The sequence below is a fragment of the Streptomyces sp. S4.7 genome, from assembly GCF_010384365.1.
In the GTDB taxonomy this organism is placed as follows: domain Bacteria; phylum Actinomycetota; class Actinomycetes; order Streptomycetales; family Streptomycetaceae; genus Streptomyces.
The window spans coordinates 4,179,986-4,196,781 of the sequence record NZ_CP048397.1 but is presented as its reverse complement, the minus strand read 5'-3'; the positions used below and the strand labels follow the sequence as shown (position 1 = coordinate 4,196,781).

The window sequence follows — 16,796 nt, the reverse complement described above, 5'->3', positions numbered from 1 at the left end:
TCCCGTCATCGCCCGATGCCCTTCATCGCCCGGTGCCGCCGTAGACGACGGCCTCGTCGGATTCGGTGTCGAGCCCGAAGGCGGTGTGCACGGCGCGTACGGCCTCGTTCACGTCGTCGGCGCGGGTGACGACCGAGATACGGATCTCGGAGGTCGAGATCAGCTCGATGTTCACGTTCGCCTCGGACAGCGCCTCGAAGAAGGCGGCCGTGACGCCCGGGTTCGTCTTCATGCCGGCGCCGACGAGCGAGATCTTGCCGATCTGGTCGTCGTAGCGCAGCGAGTCGAAGCCGATGGTGGCCTTCGCCTTCTCCAGGGCGTCGATGGCCTTGCGGCCCTCGGTCTTGGGGAGGGTGAAGGAGATGTCGGTCAGCCCGGTCGACGCGGCGGACACGTTCTGCACCACCATGTCGATGTTGATCTCCGCGTTCGCGATGGAACGGAAGATCGCCGCGGCCTCGCCCGGCTTGTCGGGGACGCCGACGACGGTGATCTTGGCCTCGGAGACGTCGTGGGCGACTCCGGAGATGATGGCGTGCTCCACCTGCTGGTCCCCTTGCGGCTGGTTGCTGACCCAGGTGCCGCGGAGTCCGGAGAAGGACGAGCGGACGTGGATCGGGATGTTGTATCGGCGTGCGTACTCGACGCAGCGGTGCAGCAGCACCTTGGAGCCGGACGCGGCCAGCTCCAGCATGTCCTCGATGGAGATCCAGTCGATCTTCCGGGCCTTCGGGACGACCCGGGGGTCGGCGGTGAAGACGCCGTCGACGTCGGTGTAGATCTCACAGACCTCGGCGTCCAGCGCGGCGGCGAGGGCGACGGCCGTGGTGTCCGAACCGCCCCTGCCGAGCGTGGTGATGTCCTTCTTGTCCTGGGACACGCCCTGGAATCCGGCGACGATGGCGATGTTGCCCTCGTCCAGTGCCGTACGGATGCGGCCGGGCGTGACATCGATGATGCGCGCCTTGTTGTGGACCGAGTCGGTGATGACTCCGGCCTGGCTGCCCGTGAACGACTGGGCCTCGTGGCCCAGGCTTTTGATCGCCATGGCGAGCAGCGCCATGGAGATGCGCTCTCCCGAGGTCAACAGCATGTCCAGTTCCCGACCCGCGGGGATCGGGGACACCTGCTCGGCGAGGTCGGTCAGCTCGTCCGTCGTGTCGCCCATCGCCGATACCACGACGACCACCTGGTGGCCGTTCTTCTTGGCATCGACGATTCTCTTGGCAACGCGCTTGATGCCTTCGGCATCGGCAACGGAGGAGCCTCCGTACTTCTGCACGACAAGGCCCACGTGCGCTCCTCGATCAGTCATGCCGCAGTCGTTCATCACTGCGGTCGGCTCAGTCTAACGAGCAGCCGCATTCCGCTTAGGGAATATCACATCGTGAGATGTCCCGCTCACGTCGTGATCACCCGGGAAGCGGTGCGGCTGCCCGGTGGACATCCATGCCCGGTCTGACGCGGGCCACGCGGAACGTGGGCCGGGTCACACGCGTGGATCACGCCTCACCGGCGGATCGCGCCTCACCGGCGGACCGGGCCCGGGATCCTCCAGAGCGGCCCGCCGCTCGCCAGGTCGGTGGCGTACGCGCCGCCCCGCTCGTCCAGCGTGAAACCGGTCAGGTTCGGGCCCCCGGTGGGGGCGGCGTTCGCGGCAGGGGCGGGGGCCGGGTCGCCGAGGGCTCGGCATTGACTAGCGGGTGCCGACGGCCGATCCGCGCGACACCGGCGTCGCGGACCGGCCGCGTCGCGATATGGCGGACCGGGCACCGAGATCTTCCGTAAGCTTGCGGACTCGGCGAAGACGGCGGTCCGCGGACCGCGGACCGCGGACCGCGGTACAGGGGACGGAGCGAGGGTGTATGGACGAGCGACTGGAGAGACTGGCGAAGTCCTCTCCGAACTTCGGTGTCCTCTTCCCTTTGCAGGCCCTGCTCTCCATCTACGGCGCCCAGGCCGAGGCCACCGTCTTCACCAACCCCAACGCCGCCCTCGTCCAGGCGGGCCAGTTCGGTGAGGTCCTGGCGGAGGAACTCGTCAGCCGTACGGCACTGCGCGTCGAAGGCACCCGCCAGGTGGACCGGCTCAACGCGCTGACGCGCGCGGGCGTCCTCGTGCCCGAGATCCGCGACGACTTCGACCGCATCCGGCGCGACCGCAACCAGGCGGCCCACAGCCATCTCTTCGACTCCACCCGCGCGCTCGCCGCCGTACGCGCCTGCTACAAGCTCGGCCTCTGGTTCCACGACGCGGTCTCCGGGAAGCGCACGGTCGCCGAGTTCGTACCGCCCACGGACCCCGAGGCGCAGATCACCGATCCGGCGGAGCTGGCCGAGCTGCGGGAGGCCCTCGAAGGCCACCGGGAGTCGCTCGCACAGTCCCGCGTACGCCTCACCGAGAGCGCGACCCAGCTCGAAGCGGAGCGGCGCGCCCGTGCCGAGGCCGAGTCGCTCATCTCGGCCGCCGCCGCCAACAAGGATCAACTGCTCGCCCAGATCGAGCAGTTGACCACGCAGGTCGAGTCCCTGCGTACGGCACAGCAGTCGTCGTACGAGCTGCTGCGCAAGACACCGCGCCGGGTCGACGCCGCCGCCCGCGACGCGATCGTCCACCGCGCGCAGCGCCCGGCCCCCCTGAACGAGGTGCAGGCCCGCGAGACCATCGACCGCATGCTGGGCGCCGCCGGCTGGGAGGTCCAGGACCGCGACCAGGTCAACCCCGGCAGTGACGCCGAGAAGGGCGTCGCCGTCCGCGAGTTCACCCTGGCGACGGGCCGCGCCGACTACGTCCTCTACGTCGGCGGCAGGATCGTCGGCGTGATCGAGGCCAAGCGCGAGGGCGACCATCTCGGCAGCGCCGTCGAGCAGAACGACCGTTACGCGGCCGGTGTCCTCAAGGAACACCGCCTCGCCGTCTGGCAGCGAGACGAGCCGTTCGCGTTCCGCTACGCGACGACCGGCGCCGAGACGTACTTCGTCAACCGCCTCGACCCAGACGCCCGTTCCCGCGAGGTGTTCTCCTTCCACCGCCCCGAGACGGTCGCGGCCTGGATGCGCCGCGCCGAGGAGAAGCCCACCGCCCCGACCTTCCGGGCGGCGCTGCGCAACATGCCGCCGCTGGAGCCGAACGGCCTGCGACTCGCGCAGATCGACGCGATCACCGGTCTGGAGGACTCCCTCGCCAGGGACCGGCCGCGCGCCCTGATCCAGATGGCCACCGGCGCGGGCAAGACGTACACGGCGGTGGCACAGACGTACCGCCTGCTGAAGTACACCAAGGCCCGGCGGGTCCTGTTCCTCGTGGACCGCAACAACCTGGGCAAGCAGGCGTACGACGAGTTCCGCCGGTTCCTCACCCCGGACGACGGCCGCAAGCTGTCCGACATCTACAACGTCGACCGGCTGGGCGCCGCCGGGCTCCAGGAGACCTCGGCCGTCACCATCTGCACCATCCAGAAGATGTACGCGCTGCTGCGCGGCGAGACCCTGGTCGACGACGAAGCGGCGGACGAGGCGGCGGACAATCTCGCGCACCAGGACACCTACGCGACGGACCGGCCCATCGAGGTCTCCTACAGCCCGGCCGTCCCGATCGAGTCCTTCGACCTGATCATCGTGGACGAGTGCCACCGGTCGATCTACGGCCTGTGGCGCGGGGTGCTGGAGTACTTCGACGCCCACCTGGTCGGCCTCACCGCCACCCCGATGATTCAGACCCTGGGCTTCTTCGGCCGCAACCTGGTCTCCGAGTACACCTATCCGCAGGCCGTCGCCGACGGCGTCAACGTCGACTTCGACATCGTCAGGATGAACACCGACATCCGGGACAACGGCGTGGCCACCATCGAGTCCGGTACGACGGTCAAGGTCAAGGACCGCAAGACCCGGCGTCAGCGCTACCAGGAGCTGGATGACGACTTCACGTACACCACCCGGCAGATCGGCCGCTCGGTGGTCGCCGTCGACGAGATCCGCGCGGTGCTGACCGCGTACCGCGACAACTGGCAGAGCTGGTTCCCCGGCCGCCGGGAACTTCCCAAGACGCTGATCTTCGCGGTCGGCGAGGACCACGCGGAGGACGTTCTCGCGCAGGTCAAGGAGGTCTTCGGGCGCGGTGACGACTTCGCGAAGAAGATCACGTACAAGAGCCGCGCGGCCGGGGAGGACCCCGACGAACTGATCCGCAACCTCCGGACCTCCCCGCGCCTGCGGGTCGCCGTGACCGTCGACATGATCGCCACGGGCACGGACGTGAAGGCCCTGGAGTGCGTGATCTTCCTGCGCGAGGTGCGCAGCGCGGTGCTGTTCGAGCAGATGAAGGGCCGGGGCGCCCGGACGATCGACCAGACCGAGCTACGGGAGGTCACCCCGGACTCGGACGCGTCGGTACGCAAGGACCGCTTCGTGCTCGTCGACGCGGTGGGCGTCACGGACTCCCCCCTGGTCGACGCGAAGCCCCTGGTACCTGCCGGGGAACGTCAGGTGTCGCTCGCGAAGTTGCTGGACAAGGCCGGTACGGGGTCGATCAGCGCGGGCGAGGCGGAGATCCTGGCGGGGCGCCTCGCCCGGCTCAACCAGCAACTGTCGGACGAGGAGCGGACGTTGCTGACGCGGGCGGCTGGGGACAGGACACTGTCCGAGATCGCGGGCGGAATCGTCAAGGCCGTCGACCCGGACCGGCAGGAACGGGTGACGGACGAGGAGGGCCCGGCGGCGGCGCGGAAGCTGGTGCTGGACGCGACCGCTCCACTGCGTGATCTGCCGGATCTGCGGCGCGAGATCATCGACATCCGCCGCGACAAGGACTACCTGATGGACGAGGTCACGGCGGTACGGGTGACGGACGTCCGGGCGATTCCGCCGGAGGAGCGGGCGCGGGAGGAAGTCGGCCGCTGGAGCACGTTGTTGAAGGAGGAGCGCGACCGGCTGGCGGCGGTCAGTATCGCCCTGAGCAGCCCGCGCTCGGTCTCGCCGGCGGCGGCGTACGCGGCACTGGAGGAGTTGGCGGCGAAGATCCACCGCCCCCAGTACGCGTGGACGCCGAAGGTGCTGTGGGCGTACTACGAGGACCTGGGCGCGGCGGTCACCCGACCGGGCGCGGGGGCGGGCCTCCCGGACCTGATCTCGCTCATACGGTACGAACTGGGCGTGGACACGGAGCTGAAGCCGTACCGGGCGGTGGTGGAAGAACGCTTCGAGGCGTGGCTGCTGCGGCAGCGCCAGGCGGGGGCGGAGTTTTCGGAGGAGCAGTTGTGGTGGCTGCGGTCGATACGGGACGTGGTGGCGACGGACGTGGGCATCAGCCCGTCGGAGATGAACGGGGAGCCTTTCCGGGGGCGGGGTGGGGGGCGCGGGTTTGGACATGCGTTTCCGGGGCGGGATGTGCGGGTCCTGTTGAGTGAGATGAATCGAGAGCTTGCGTGAGTGACGTGGAACTTCCGGACGGGTGGGTATCCGTTGAGCTGGGCGAGGTGGCCGAGGTCAATGGTGGCATCCAGAAGCAACAGAAGCGTCGTCCCATCGAGAACGCTTACCCGTTTCTTCGCGTCGCCAATGTCGGACGCGGATCACTTAACCTCGAAGAGGTACACAAGATTGAACTCTTCGACGGCGAACTAGATAGATACCGGCTGCGGCCGGGGGATTTGCTGGTCGTGGAAGGAAACGGGAGTCCGGACCAGATTGGGCGAGCAGCAACCTGGCGGGGCGCAATCTCCGACACCGTGCATCAAAATCACTTGATCCGCGTTCGGCCGTCCAAGGCAATCAGCGCTCGGTTCCTCGAACTTATTTGGAACGCACCTGCCGTCTCCCAGCAGCTCAGGATCGTGGCCCAATCCACGAGCGGCCTTTACACACTCAGCACGGCTAAGGTGAAGCGGGTACGAGTGCCGTTGCCTCCGCTGGCGGAGCAGCACCGCATCGTCGAGGCCCTCGAAGGCCATCTTTCCGGCCTTAGCAGAGCGACGGCCGCTCTCCGCGATACGTCGGCCCGAGCGAAGGCACTCAAACCCCGCCTAATGCGCAGCCAGTTCACCCAAGACAATGCACCGCGCGTTCGACTCGACCAAGTAGCCGAAGTTCGTCTTGGCCGTCAGCGTTCACCCAAAAATCACTCCGGCAACCAAATGCGACCATACCTCAGGGCAGCGAATGTCGGATGGCAAGGACTGATCCTCACCAACGTAAAGGAAATGAACTTTACCGACTCCGAGCTGGAAACATATCGACTGCGCAAGAATGACATCGTCTTGAGCGAAGCTTCAGGAAGCCCCGGCGAAGTCGGGAAACCGGCAATCTGGAATGATGAAATCCCCGATTGCTGCTTTCAGAACACGCTCATCCGAGTCAGACCTAACAACATTGATCCCCATTTCCTGCTTTACTTCCTGCGCTGCGAAGCGCTGCGAGGAGCATTCCGCCAAGGTGCGCGAGGTGTGGGAATCCACCACATCGGCGCGGCCAAGATGGCGGGGTGGCCTATTCCCGTACCTGCTCTCACTGAGCAGCATCGGATCGTCGAAACGCTCGATGGGCAGCTTTCCAAACTCGATGCCGCAGCAAATGTGCTTCACGGCCCGCGCCCCGCTCTACACATGGCCGAGGTTCTAAGGTCCTCGCTCTTGGAACGCGCCTTCACCGGGCAGCTCGTCCCGCAAGACCCCGCCGACGAGCCCGCGTCCGTCCTCCTGGACCGCATCCGGGCCGAGCGGGCCGCCGTGCCCAAGCCGCAGCGGACCCGGCGGCCCCGCAAGACAGCCGTAGCCACCACCCCCGCGCCCACCCCAACCCCCGCCCCCCGCACCGCCATTCAGCAGGAGTTCGAGCTGTGAGCAGCACCGACGTCACCTCCACGCCCGCGCCGCAGGCCGTCGCGCAGACCAACAGTCTCGTCGCCAAGCTCTGGAACTACTGCAACGTCCTGCGGGACAACGGCCTCTCCACCATCGAGTACGTCGAGCAGCTCTCGTACCTCCTCTTCCTCAAGATGGTGGACGAGATCACCAGCGACCCCTTCACCGAGGCGGACGCCCAATCCGTCGTCCCCGCCGAGTACGACTGGAAGTCGCTCGCCTCCAAGAAGGGGCTCGAACTCGAAGCCCACTACCGCGAAGTCCTCGCCGAACTCGCCAAGAACCCCGGCACCACCCTCGGCACGATCTTCGCCAAGTCGCAGAACCGCATCACCGAGCCGGCCCTCCTCGAAAAGCTCGTTGTCGAACTCATCGGCAAGGAGGACTGGACCATCCAGGGCACCGACATCAAGGGCGACGCCTACGAAGGTCTGCTCGCCAAGGGCGCCGAGGACACCAAGACCGGTGCCGGGCAGTACTTCACGCCCCGCTCACTCATCGACGCCATGGTCGACGTCATGCAGCCGCGGCCCGAGGACACCATCACCGACCCCGCCTGCGGCACCGGTGGCTTCCTCATCGCCGCGCACAGCTACATCCGCGAGCACCACATGCAGGACCTCACCCGCGAGCAGCGCCTCGCGCTCGGCTCCGGGAAGATCTTCGGCAACGAACTCGTCACCGGCACCGCCCGGCTCGCCGCGATGAACATGCTGCTGCACGGCATCGGCGACAGCGAGGGCGACAGCCTCATCACCGTCGGCGACGCGCTCGCCGAGAAGCCCGGCAAGCACGCGTCGCTCGTCCTCGCGAACCCGCCGTTCGGCAAGAAGTCATCGATCACGGTCATCGGTACGGACGGCAAGTCCGACCGGGAGGACATGAGTTACGACCGTGAGGACTTCCGCGCCACCACCACCAACAAGCAGCTCAACTTCCTCCAGCACATCATGTCGCTGATGGAGATGCACGGCCGTGCCGCCGTCGTCCTCCCCGACAACGTCCTCTTCGAGGGCGGCGCGGGCGAGAAGATCCGCCGCCGGCTGCTCGAAGAGTTCGACCTGCACACGATCCTGCGACTGCCCACCGGCATCTTCTACGCGGGCGGCGTCAAGGCGAACGTCCTGTTCATCGAGAAGAAGCCCCCGCGCACCGGCGGCAAGCCCAACACGTCAAAGCTCTGGGTCTACGACTTCCGCACCGCGAAGCACTTCACGCTCAAGCAACGCCCATTGCGGCGCGCGGACTTGGACGAGTTCGTCGCCGAGTACCTCCCGGGCGGTGACCGTACGGAACGTGTCGAGTCCGAGCGCTTCAAGTCGTTCACCTACGACGAGCTGATGGCCCGCGACAAGGTCAACCTCGACATCACGTGGATGAAGGACCCGGCCCTGGACGACGCGGACAGCCTGCTCGCGCCCGAGGTCATCGCTCAGGAGATCGTCGAGGACCTTCAGGCCGCGCTGGACGAGTTCGCGGCGATCGCGGAGGCGCTGGGCGGCGAGGTCAAGCCGGACACGACCGCCGAGGAGACGACGGTCAACGAGAGCTGAGTCCGGGCAGCCGCCCTCTCAGGCGCGTCGGCTCGCGTACGAGACGAACGCGCTCCACGCGGGGGCGGCAACGGCCAACTCGGGGCTATCGGTGACCTTGGAGTCCCGGACGTGGACGGCGGCGGGACAGGCGGCGACCTCGACGCAGCTCGCGTCTTCGCGGTCGCTGTAAGTGGACTTGTGCCAGGCCAAGGCGACTTCGACGCAGTTGCTGCCCTCGTCATCGCTGTAGCTGGACTTGAACCACGTCAGTCGCTCGGTCATAAGTTCTTCCACCATCCGCTCGATGAAACGGGCCGACTCATCGGGACTGAGAGCCAACGCCCGGATCATGCTAAGCCGCTCCGTGTGTGAACTGACCACACCAGGATCATCGGTCAGCTGACTGATCGACTGGCCTTCCGAGAAGGCAAGTCGTTCGTGATCGCGCGTCTCCAGGAGCACCATCGGGCCGCTGAGCGCACTGGAGTTGGCGCGGTCGAACGTCAACGCCTGAACTGTGAGATTGCCCAGCTTCCCTTGTTCCAGGATGTGAAGCAACTGCTCCTTGTCCACGTGCGGGCCGCGCAAGGCCGCCTCGTACAACACGAAGTTGAGCGCTGCCAGTGGCTTACGGGTCAGGAGCGACTGGCGTTCCAGCCTGGCCGTGACTCGTTCCTCGACCGTCTCGTCGTCCAACGGTGGACAGCGATTTCCCATCAGCGCCCGCGCGTACGTCTCCGTCTGCAACAGCCCCGGAATCAGGGCCACTTCGTACGACCACAAGCTGATCGCCTCGCGCTCCCGCGCCATGAAGTCCTGCGCCCGCGCCGGGAACTTCTCCCGCCGCAAGTAGTCCTTCGCCGCGCTCAGCTTCCCGTTCGCCTTGAACAGGTCGTCCGCCTGGTCCAGCAGGCGCGGCGTCGGCATCCGTACGCCCTGTTCCATCGATTTGATCGTGGCCGACGAGTAGTTCGTCGCCGCCGCCAGCTCCTCGCGGCTTATGCCCGACTGCGTACGCCACCGCAGGAGTTGGTTGCCGCAGTACCGCCACGTACCCGGTGGCTGGGATTCCTGGACCGACACCGGCCGCACCTCCGACTGATACACCACGCCGTGTATCCACCTCGTCACGTCCGTCCGAGCGTAACCACGTGCAACCCGCCCGCGACCGGGAACGATGCAATCCCACCCACCCGGGTCCGGCCCAGGTCCGGCGACCGTCAGTCCGCGTAATCCTTGAGCTTCTCGGTCTCCAGCGTGATGCCGACCGGGTCGGGAAGCTCGACGACAGCACCGAAGGGCCTGATGGTGACAGAACGGTACTCGCCCTTCTCGGGCTCGGCATGCACAGTCAGAGAGGAGGCATCGCGGTCGACGAGGAGATAGACGGGGATACAGGCTGCCGCGTAGCCGTCGCGCTTTTCGATGCGGTCGCGTTGCTCGGTGTCCGCGTCACGTGAGGTGACCTCCACAGCCATCAGAACTCCCTCAGCCCCGGACCACTCTCCCTGCCCGACGAAGTAGTCGTCCGGCGCGAGCGCTCCATCCGGCCGGGCCCGGCCCTTACGGTACGTATCGACGCACAGCCCTTGCTCCGCGTACAACCACAACTCGGGGCGAAACTGCATGCAGCGCTTCTGAAGCCACTTGACGATCTCGCCGTGGTTTCCGTCCGGCACGGACTTGACCTGGACCTTTCCGTTGATGAATTCCAGCCGCACCATCTCTGGCGCGCGTCGGGCAAGCTCCTCGAACTCGTCGACGGACATCTGTGGCCGGTCTGTGGTCCTGGGGGTCATGGCGTCGCCTCCTCCCCTCCATGGTGCCCTGACCGGCATCTCGTGCACGCTCATTCGGCCGCCCGCAGCAGGTCCGCGCCGTCGGGCGAGCAGGCCTGGACGAGTTCGCCGTGCGCCGGGCGCGGGATGGGGCGGGCCTTGAAGCCGGCCGCCGCGCGCAGGGCGTCGGCGCGACGGGCCACCTCCTGTTTGGCGGGGACGGCACGGAAGGTGTCCGGGATCGCGTCGATGACCAGGCCCCTCTCCTCGGCCACGTCGTACGCCTCCATCTCCTCGTTGCAGTCGAGGCACATGCCCTTGACCAGCGTCACGACGTTGTCGGGCTCCTCGCAGCCCATGCAGACCATCACGGCTCGGGTGATGTACTCGGGGGCCTGGTACGGCTCGGGCGGCATCTTGCTCTCCAGTCGTTTGCGAGCGATCGCGCCGGGGCTGTGCAGGGGGTGCGGCAGCCCGGTGGTCAGTGAACGGGTCAGGTGGTCCGCCGTCGCGCCGCGCGCCAGCCACTGCGCGGCGAGCGGTTCGAGCGCGGCGCACTCGGTGGCGGACAGGGTCATTCGGGGGTCGGTGCGCCCGAGCCGGGCGAGGGCCCGGTAGGCGGCGGAGGGCTCCTGGGGCGCGGCGGGCGGGGACGTTACGGGGCTGGCCGGTCCGGGCTCCCGTACGGCGCCCGGCTCAAGCTCCGGTTCGGGCTCGGGCACGGGCTCGGGCACGGGCACCCGCGCCGCGCCCTGCGCCCGCTCGGTCTCGGCCTCCGCGCGCTGCCGTCGCTCCAGCTCGGTCAGGTCGATGCCGCGCAGGCTGTCCACGTACGCCTTCCACCAGTCGTCGTCCCTCGACGTCCGGGAGAAGTAGGTCCGCGTCACCCAGCGGAAGCTGTTGTCCGCCGTGCACAGGTGTTCCTTCACCAGCCGCAGATGACCCTCGTGCGACAGGAACTTGAGCGCCTTCGCGCACGCCTGCTGCCCGTAGTCGGCGACGTTCGCGGCCAGCGGTTTGTAGCCGATCGCGGCGCCTTCGGGCAGCCGGTCGATGTACGCGGCGAGCGCCGCTTCCCTCGGGCGCAGATGTGCGAAATCGGTTGCGGTACGGGGCCGTTGACCGGGCGCGGAGCGCTTTCCGTAGCCGGGCTTGGCCGAGGGGTGTGCGGGCGCGCGCAGGGCAGCACTAAGCTGTGTGGAATCCACGATCGAGTCTCTTTCGATCCGTTGGTCAGGCCCCGGTTCGGTGTTGCTAGCACCAGCCGGGGCCGCTTAATGCCCTGAACGCTAAACCGTCAATACGCTCTGACGCAAGCCGACCACGGAAAGTCATCTCGCCTGGTCGGCGGGGGACTTGGGAGGGGGGTAGGTTCCCTCCCCTCCCTCCCGCTCAACTAAAAAGGGGCTCGAAGCCCGAGGCTCAAGCTCCGGGCCCACCTGCGGCGACGTCACGCGTCGGCCATCTTTCGCAATCGGCTTGCCTCTCCGCCACGCCCCCGGAATCCTTGATCGCCGTCACAAGGAGTGGGCAGCCATGAGCATCACGCAGCCGGACACCCGGCAGTTCCTCTCGTTCAAGACCAACCTTGAGTACGCGAGGAACCTGATCACCGCAGGGAACAGCCTCCAGGGCCTCCAGCCGGGCGCGCTCGACATCAACGACCTGTACCGGGCCGCGTGGGTGCAGGGCGTCAGCGCCATGGACCACTGGCTGCACGAGGAGCTGTTCCGGCGGGTCGCGAAGATCGCGGCCGACACCGGGAGCGGTGAACTCCCCGCCCAGCTGAGCCGCTTCGAGCTGCCGCTCTCGGTCATCGAGGACGTACGGACCGGCGATCAGGACCTGGGCGACGTCGTCCTCGCGGCGGTCCGCGCGAAGTGGGCCTTCCAGCCGCTGCACAACCCGAAGAGGATCACCGAGGCCTACAAGCTCGTCACGGACGAGGACCTGTGGTCCAAGGGCGCGCAACAGATCAACGCGTGGCACCACCACCGTACGAACTACTCGGCCCAGAGCCTGAAGCAGCAGTTCTCGGCCATCATCCAGCGTCGCAACCTGATCGCCCACTACGCGGACCTGGAAGACGGCGACCTGAAGCGCCGCCGCCCGATCACCGAGGCGGAAGCGTCCGACGCGCTGAACTGGCTGGAGCGTGTGGCGCTCGCCTTCGCGGCGGTACTGGGCTGAGCCCGGCCGCGCCCACCGGCGCACGGGAGGAGGCCGACCCGCACCGGGACGGGACCACCGGCTGATACAGCGCACCGTGTATCCCCTCGGTCACTCCCGAGCGTCACCACCTCGCGGCAGCCTGTGACCATGCTCACCACATCCCGGCGGTTCGCGCGCTCGGACGCGTCCGTACCCGCCGCCCGCGCCTTCGCGCGCGAAGTCATCGGCACCACTCGCGCCGCCGTCGACGGAGCCGTCCTCGACGACGTACTGCTCTGCGTCTCGGAGCTGGCGACCAACGCCGTACGGCACGGCGTGCCGATCGGCGGGGCGCTACTGGTCAGGGTCGGTGCGGACGAGCACCGCGTACGCGTGGAGTGCCACGACGCCAACCGCCGCCGGCCCCGCCTCCGCCACCCGGCCGACGACGACCAGCACGGGCGCGGGCTGCTGCTCATCGACGCGATCGCGTCGCGATGGGGCACGGGCGAGCGGCCGTTCGGGAAGTACGTGTGGTTCGAGCTGGACCTCAAACCGGTGGCGCCGCCTCAACTCCCGCTCGACCAAGGGGAAGGCGACGCGACAGGAGTGTCGGCGGACCAGAAGTCGGAGCGCACGTTGGGGCGAGGCAGCTCGACACCTTCGTAGGCGGGGCCGTTGGGTGCGGCGGTGGGGTCAGCGACCTCGGACTCCTCCACGCAGGGGGTACTGACCTTGAAGAACACCTGGCCCTCGTAACCGACATTCAGGACGATCGCGAATCCCTCCGAGCTCTTCGCGATGATGGCGGGGCTCTCCTTGTCGGAAAACACGGAGGTGATCTTGTATCCGCTCTTCTTCCAGTACCGCTCGATCATGCCGAGGAAATTCCCGCGCCGCTCCTCGGAAACGATGGTCATCACAGTCCGCCGACGAGTCAGGTCACAACTACCTGAAGACGTGTCATCGTGGGCCCACTGAACCTCTGGCTCGATTGCCTCGAAAGTCGAATCCAGCATTGCGTCCGCATGCTCCGCCGCGTCCTGCATATTCATGGCAGCAGCCACTCCTTTCTCACCCTCCCCCAGCATTGCGCATCCGGTGAGCAGCCCACCCACCAAAGTGAGCGCCGGAACCCACATCTGCTCCCGTTTCATCAACGCCAATGCTCCATCTTGATTTTTTCAGGCTGCCCGGCGACGATGAGACCAATATTCTTTGCCGACACTTCATCTTTTGTCGGTGTGAAGTATTGAGAGTGGGCGTCAACTCCGCCCATATCAAGAATGGGGCGAGGCCCGTCTTCAACCAGGAATCGATTCGCACCGAATGTCTTACTGGCTGGATCCTTGCCGAAATAGAGGTCGTCGTCTCCCTGGTCGGCGAGGTCGCCGACAACGTACGCGCCCAGGGGACCGCCGCCCAGCAGGCCGAGGTAACCCGCCCCGGTCTGTTGCTTCGAGGGAAGCTGGGTCACCACGTCGTTGTCGGCCGCCCCGACATAGACATTGTCCTTCCCGACGCCAAGGTCTTCCGCCTTGTCGGCTCCGACGCCTGGGCTTCCCACCAGGATGATGTCATCGGCCCCTGGAATCCCGTCGCCCTGCTGGGCCGCGGTCCCGACCGTCAGCGAGCCGTAGGAGTGGCCGATCGCCGTCATATGTGGGTCCTTGTTCTCATTGGTGACTCCCAGCCCGCTCATGAATTCGTTGTAGGCGGGTGCTCCTTTCTCCGCATCGCCGGTGCTCATGACGTCTATGCTCTGCGGAGCGTCATAGCCGAGCCAGACGATAGCAGCGCTTGACGGGTCGTGTTCTCGGGCTCCCTTCGCGGTGTCCAGGGCCCGCTGCACCGTCCCCCCGGCAAACTCCGCGTCCAACTTGGTTCCCAGTCCCGGCACATACGCCGCGACGTTCTTCGACGTGTCCGGGTTTCCGTACGCCACGATGGCGCGACCGTTGCCCTCGTCCCCGATGCCCAGCAGATACATCGGTACCTTCGTCGGCTTGCTCAGCTTTTCCTCAATCGCCCGGAGCCCGCCCAGCTTGGTCTCGGCATCGTCGCCGCCCTGCCTCTCCAACGAGTCGATCAGCACCGGAAGGTAGTTCCGGTTCGCCTCGTCGCGCGACAGCGCAGGAATTCCGTCCAGGTTCCCGACCAGGTCCGGAGCCACGTCCAGGTACTCCTGACGCTGCTCCTCGGTCAGCCCGTCCCACCACTCCTTGCGCTCGGCGGGGGACTTGTCGAAGGGGACGTTGTCCGCCAGATAGTCCTGTGCGGCCCTCCGAACCGCCGCCGTGTCACCGGCAACGTCCTTCAGCGTCGCCTCGGTGACGTCAAGTCCCGCTGCCGCTTTAAGTTTCCGCAGCGCGCTCGCGTATCGACGGTCGATCTCGGCGGCCGATCTCACCGCCCGCGCGATGCGGTCCGCGATGTCCTGGGCCATCGCCGCGTACGGATTGGGGTTGAGGTCGAAGCCGGGCTCCCCGTTCAGTCCGGGGTGCGGTTCCAGGGGGAGCCGGGCACTGCCCTGTACGGTGCCGCCGACCACCTTCCTCTCCCCCTTCTCGCCGATACGGGTATCGCAGACGACAGCGGACGGGTAACTGATCGAGCCGTCCATGTGGACGGTGAACTTCCAACCCTCGGCCTCCTCCAGAGCCTGCGTCAACTGCCCCTGCGGGTCCATCAGTTCTGCGGCGAGACCGTTCAGGGTTGTACGGATCAGGCCGGACTCGGTGTGGACGTACTGAAAGTTGCGGCTCAGCCGCTCCAGCCTGGTGATCGCCGCCTTCGCCGACTCACTGTCCTGCGTGTCACGAAGTTTCGCCGTCATCGCCTTGTCGGTCCTGACCCGGTCGGCGTCGGCCCTCCCGGAGACCTCGTGCCAGCCGTCGCCGGCGTCCTCGAACTCCCGCGGCTTGAGATCCCGCAGTTGCTGCCAGGTGAGTGTGGCGCCGGTCACCGGCTCTCACCCGCGTGCACGCCCTGTACCGACTTCTCGATCCTGACGTCGGTCTCCCCCATCTCCTTGGCGACCTTCGCCAACGCCCCGTCCAGGTAAGCGCATTCGCCCCGCACCGCGGTCAATCGCTTCTCCCACGATTCCATCACCTCGGTCAACGCCCCCACGGCTGAGAACCCCGCAGCGCCGGACGCGACACCCTCATGTGCGGTACCGAGTCGGCTGCGGCTCTTCCCGGTACTGGTCCGCAGCGAGTCGGCGGTCCCTGACGCGCTGGTCCACGGTCCGGCGCTGTGCTTCAGACCGCCGGTGCCGCCGCCCGCGCCCGTGTCGCCCGTCGAGGCCAGCGACATACCGGTCCCCGGATCCCCGGTCGGCAGGTCCGAGAGCGTGAACACTTCCTGCCACCCCTGCGAATACGACACCGTCTCCCCCGAACTGGTCACCCCGCGCACACTGTTGCGCCGTCTCAGTGACGTTAGTGGAGCACCCCGTGCCGGACGCAAGCGAGAACCGGATCAAGGGCGGAACAGACCTCACAGCCCGTAGCAGCCGCGACACGGGGCGCGCAAGAGCACTCCCTCTCAGATCGGCCGACCGATGAACTCCCGGGCACACCGGATCAGTTCGGCGTGGGGGTGGCGTCCGGGAGGTGGAGTACGTCCTCCAGGCCGATACGGGCGGACAGGCCCTCGGCCACGCCGGCCGCAGGACCGGCCAGGCCGAGCCGTCCTCGCCGTGCAGCAGGACCGGGGCGGGCAGGTCCCTGTTCCGGAGTTCGGTGAGGAGCGCGGTGGCCGTCGCCGGGGCGGTGTGCGGGTCGGGGTCCGTGACCTCGGCGAGCACCCGCAGTACGCGGCCGGCCGAGGGCCAGGCGAGGAAGCGGCGGACCGCGTCCGTACCGGAGTAGAGGCCCGCCTCGATGCCGACGCCCCGGGCGAGCAGGGCGTCCGCGACCAGATCCGCGCCGTCCTCGTGCCAGTTCACCGAGGCGTGGTCCGGCAGCACGGTCCAGGCGCTGACCAGCGCGGCCCGCCGCTCGGGGTCGGAGGTCGTCCAGGCGCCCGTCGTGACGCCCACCGGGATACCGGGTGCGGCTGCCCGTACGGCGGTCAGCGCCGCCGCGACGTACGACGCGGCCAGGGTGTCCGTGCCGTTGTGGTCCTTCGGATGCAGATGTACGTCCTCGGCCCCGTCCGCGACGGCGTCCCGCACGGCGACGCCGAGTTCGGCCGACGAGACGGGCAGCCGGGGGTGCTCGGCACGGGTCCGCGCGCCGTTCGGGCAGACCTGAAGGATGCGGTGTCGCGGCATGTGGCCAAGCCAGCCCCCGCTCATCGGGGCGATCACGTCGCGCCGGGGGACGGGAGGGCGGCCGTTCAGAAGGACGTGTAGTCAGAAGTACGTGTAGTTCGAGGTGGGCCTCAAGCCGCCCCTTTGAGCCAAAGGCCCCTCTTTCCGCCCGTACAGGGCACGGCTCCCCCTACTCTGCGAGCACAGCATTGAGCCGA

The 16,796-nt window shown here is 67.5% G+C and carries 13 protein-coding genes; 5 read left to right on the top strand and 8 right to left on the bottom strand.

Features of this window, described 5'->3' with window-relative positions; all coding sequences use genetic code 11:
* Positions 1–22: 22 nt before the first annotated feature.
* The gene (locus SSPS47_RS18700; protein ID WP_164254714.1) at positions 23–1,294 is read right to left on the bottom strand and encodes an aspartate kinase; all 1,272 of its coding nucleotides are present in this window, start codon (positions 1,292–1,294) and stop codon (positions 23–25) included.
* A 571-nt stretch (positions 1,295–1,865) separates the two neighbouring features.
* Between SSPS47_RS18700 and SSPS47_RS18695 the strand changes: the two genes are divergently transcribed.
* From SSPS47_RS18695 to SSPS47_RS18685, 3 genes are read left to right on the top strand one after another with little or no spacing between them, the layout of a single operon-like run.
* Positions 1,866–5,426 (top strand): DEAD/DEAH box helicase family protein, encoded by a 3,561-nt coding sequence (locus SSPS47_RS18695; protein WP_164252072.1) that lies wholly within the window; start codon positions 1,866–1,868, stop codon positions 5,424–5,426.
* Positions 5,423–6,835 (top strand): restriction endonuclease subunit S, encoded by a 1,413-nt coding sequence (locus SSPS47_RS18690; RefSeq protein ID WP_164252071.1) that lies wholly within the window; start codon positions 5,423–5,425, stop codon positions 6,833–6,835. The genes SSPS47_RS18695 and SSPS47_RS18690 overlap by 4 nt, the downstream gene beginning before the upstream one ends.
* Entirely contained in the window at positions 6,832–8,409 is a 1,578-nt protein-coding gene (locus tag SSPS47_RS18685; RefSeq protein ID WP_164252070.1) for a class I SAM-dependent DNA methyltransferase, read from the top strand. Before SSPS47_RS18690 ends, SSPS47_RS18685 begins: the two co-directional genes overlap by 4 nt.
* A gap of 18 nt (positions 8,410–8,427) precedes the next feature.
* On the opposite strand, the gene SSPS47_RS18680 is transcribed toward SSPS47_RS18685, so the two are convergent.
* From SSPS47_RS18680 to SSPS47_RS18670, 3 genes are all read right to left on the bottom strand, one after another.
* Positions 8,428–9,501: a Scr1 family TA system antitoxin-like transcriptional regulator gene (locus tag SSPS47_RS18680; protein ID WP_164252069.1), complete on the bottom strand. Its 1,074-nt coding sequence runs from the start codon at positions 9,499–9,501 to the stop codon at positions 8,428–8,430.
* 110 nt (positions 9,502–9,611) lie between these two features.
* On the bottom strand, positions 9,612–10,190 hold the full coding sequence (locus SSPS47_RS18675) for a Uma2 family endonuclease (protein WP_164252068.1): 579 nt from the start codon (positions 10,188–10,190) through the stop codon (positions 9,612–9,614).
* A 50-nt stretch (positions 10,191–10,240) separates the two neighbouring features.
* A complete protein-coding gene (locus tag SSPS47_RS18670) occupies positions 10,241–11,377 on the bottom strand; it encodes a hypothetical protein (RefSeq protein WP_203557876.1) in 1,137 nt (378 codons plus the stop codon).
* Between the two features lie 328 nt (positions 11,378–11,705).
* On the opposite strand from SSPS47_RS18670, the gene SSPS47_RS18665 reads away from it, so the two are divergent.
* Complete coding sequence (locus SSPS47_RS18665; protein WP_164252067.1) at positions 11,706–12,359, top strand: hypothetical protein; 654 nt, start codon at positions 11,706–11,708, stop codon at positions 12,357–12,359.
* A 129-nt stretch (positions 12,360–12,488) separates the two neighbouring features.
* Positions 12,489–12,989, top strand: a complete 501-nt coding sequence (locus SSPS47_RS18660; protein ID WP_164252066.1) for an ATP-binding protein — start codon at positions 12,489–12,491, stop codon at positions 12,987–12,989.
* On the opposite strand, the gene SSPS47_RS18655 is transcribed toward SSPS47_RS18660, so the two are convergent.
* The 4 genes from SSPS47_RS18655 to SSPS47_RS36260 all read right to left on the bottom strand — a co-directional run bounded on the left by SSPS47_RS18655 (position 12,890) and on the right by SSPS47_RS36260 (position 16,599).
* Entirely contained in the window at positions 12,890–13,477 is a 588-nt protein-coding gene (locus tag SSPS47_RS18655) for a hypothetical protein (RefSeq protein ID WP_239064971.1), read from the bottom strand. The genes SSPS47_RS18660 and SSPS47_RS18655 overlap by 100 nt on opposite strands.
* Positions 13,477–15,285 (bottom strand): alpha/beta hydrolase, encoded by a 1,809-nt coding sequence (locus tag SSPS47_RS18650; protein WP_164252065.1) that lies wholly within the window; start codon positions 15,283–15,285, stop codon positions 13,477–13,479. Before SSPS47_RS18650 ends, SSPS47_RS18655 begins: the two co-directional genes overlap by 1 nt.
* Positions 15,282–15,410, bottom strand: coding sequence for a hypothetical protein (locus SSPS47_RS36265; protein ID WP_343234895.1), 129 nt, complete (start codon positions 15,408–15,410; stop codon positions 15,282–15,284). Before SSPS47_RS36265 ends, SSPS47_RS18650 begins: the two co-directional genes overlap by 4 nt.
* A 76-nt stretch (positions 15,411–15,486) precedes the next feature.
* Positions 15,487–16,599 (bottom strand): 3-keto-5-aminohexanoate cleavage protein, encoded by a 1,113-nt coding sequence (locus SSPS47_RS36260; protein WP_343234894.1) that lies wholly within the window; start codon positions 16,597–16,599, stop codon positions 15,487–15,489.
* Between the last annotated feature and the right edge of the window lie 197 nt (positions 16,600–16,796).